General features: G+C 73.8%; 2 protein-coding genes. Both read left to right on the top strand.

Going from position 1 to position 2,346, the window contains the following annotated elements; translation table 11 throughout:
- Window positions 1-40 precede the first annotated feature (40 nt).
- Window positions 41-808: a glycerophosphodiester phosphodiesterase family protein gene (locus ABT023_RS28955; protein ID WP_350889863.1), complete on the top strand. Its 768-nt coding sequence runs from the start codon at window positions 41-43 to the stop codon at window positions 806-808.
- 22 nt (window positions 809-830) lie between these two features.
- Entirely contained in the window at window positions 831-2,225 is a 1,395-nt protein-coding gene (locus tag ABT023_RS28960; protein ID WP_350889861.1) for an MFS transporter, read from the top strand.
- Window positions 2,226-2,346: the final 121 nt, after the last annotated feature.

Consider the following 2,346-nt stretch of genomic DNA (forward strand, 5'->3'; position numbering starts at 1 on the left):
GGGGCCCCGCCGGCCACCGCAGCCCGGCATACTGCCCACCGTGCAGCCCCGCTCCGGCTACCTCGACGCGCCCGCGCCGCTGGCGTTCGCCCACCGCGGCGGTGCGGCCGACGGCGACGAGAACACCGCCGCCGCGTTCGCCCGCGCCGTCGACCTGGGCTACCGGTACGTCGAGACCGACGTGCACGGCACCGCCGACGGCGTCGCTGTGGTCTTCCACGACGCCACCCTGCGTCGGGTCACCGGCGAGCCGGGGCGCATCGCCGACCTGCGCTGGGCCGACCTGGCCTCGGTGCGTGTCGGCGGCGCCGCCGTGGTGCCCCGCCTCGACGACGTTCTCGGCGCCTGGCCGGGCGTGAGGTTCAACATCGACGTCAAGGCCGACGGGGGCGTCGAGGCGACCGTCGCCGCGCTCGGTCGGGCCGGTGCCGGCGACCGGGTGCTGCTGGCCTCGTTCAGCGACGCCCGGCTGGCCCGGCTGCGGGCGTTGACCGGTGGGCGGATCGCCACCGGCCTCGGCATGCGCGGGGTGGCCCGGCTGCGGGTGGCGTCCCTGCACGGCCGGCCGCTGCGACTGCCCCCGTCGGTGGTCGCCGCCCAGGTCCCGCCCCGCTACGGCCGGATCCCGGTCGTGGACCGCCGGTTGATCGCCTACGCCCACCGGCTCGGACTGCACGTGCACGTCTGGACGATCGACAAACCTGCCGAGATGCACGAGTTACTTGATCTTGGAGTGGATGGCATCATGACCGATCACGTCGGCGTGCTGCGCGACGTCTACCGCAGCCGCGGCCACTGGGCCGCCTGAGAACCGGCGGAGGAAAACCCCCATGGCCGAGACCGTCACCCCGACGGTGGGCAACCCCCCGCCGCCGCCGGCGAGCACCGCCCGCGAGCGGCGCGGCTGGTACCTCTACGACTGGGCCAACTCGGCCTTCCAGACCACGGTCATCACCGTGTTCCTCGGCCCGTTCCTGACCACCGTCACCGAGCTGGCCGCCGGGTGCGAGCTCGGCGCGGACAGCTGCGACGGCTACGTCCACCCGCTGGGCATCCGGGTCGCCGCCGGCTCGTACTACCCGTACCTGATCTCCCTGTCGGTGTTGCTGACGGTGTTCGTGCTGCCCGTGATCGGCGCGGTCGCCGACCGCTCGGCGCACAAGAGGCGGCTGCTCGGCGCGGCGGCGTTCACCGGCGCCGGGGCGACCATCGCGATGGCCCTCGTCACCGGCGAGCGGTACCTGCTCGGCGGGGCGCTGTTCCTCGTCGCGAACATCTCCTTCGGCGCCGCCGTGGTCGTCTACAACTCGTTCCTGCCGCAGCTCGGTGGCCCCGACGAACGCGACGGCATCTCCAGCCGTGGCTGGGCCATCGGCTACCTCGGCGGCGGGGTGCTCCTGGCGCTGAACCTGGTCGCGGTCACGATGTTCAGCGAGGAAGGCAACCCGCAGCGCACCCTGGACCTGGCCCGCTGGTCGATCGTGTCCGCCGGTGTGTGGTGGGCGGTGTTCACCCTGGTGCCGCTGCGCTGGCTGCGGGAACACCCCGCCGCCGCGGCGCTGCGCGGCGGCGGCAACGTGCTCGGCGACGGGTTCCGGCAGCTCGGCCGCACCCTGCGGGAGATCAAGGCGTACCCGCTGACCCTGTACTTCCTGCTGGCGTTCCTGGTCTACAACGACGGCATCCAGACCGTGATCACCCTGGCCAGCCAGTACGGCACCGAGGAACTGCACCTGGAGCAGGGCACCCTGATCGTGACGATCCTGCTGGTGCAGTTCCTCGCCTTCGGCGGCGCCCTCGGCCTCGGCGCGCTGGCCCGGCGGATCGGGGCGTGGAAGACGGTGCTGCTCAGCCTCGTGCTGTGGACCGCTGTGATCATCGCCGCGTTCCGGCTGCCCGAGAAGGCTCCGCTGCCGTTCATGATCCTCGGCGGGGCGATCGGCCTGGTCCTCGGCGGCAGCCAGGCGCTGAGCCGGTCGCTGTTCAGCCAGCTCATCCCCGCCGGCAAGGAGGGCGAGTACTACGGCTTCTACGAGATCAGCGACAAGGGCACCAGCTGGCTCGGGCCCCTCGCGTTCGGGCTGGTGTTCCAGCTGACCCAGTCCTACCGGGTGGGTCTGGTCTCCCTGCTGATCTTCTTCGTGATCGGGTTCGCGCTGCTGGCCGCCGTGCCGATCCGCCGCGCCATCGTCGCCGCCGGCAACACCCCGCCGCGGGTGCTGTAGCGCGCCGGTGGGGGGGGGGGGGGGCGCCCTTCGGGGGGCCCCCCCCCCCGCCCAGGGCCCCCCCCGGGGGGGGGTGGGGGGCCCCCCGGGCCCGCCCCGCCCCCCCCCCCCGCCCGGGCCC

It is taken from the genome of Micromonospora sp. NPDC002296, assembly GCF_040296145.1.
GTDB lineage: Bacteria > Actinomycetota > Actinomycetes > Mycobacteriales > Micromonosporaceae > Micromonospora.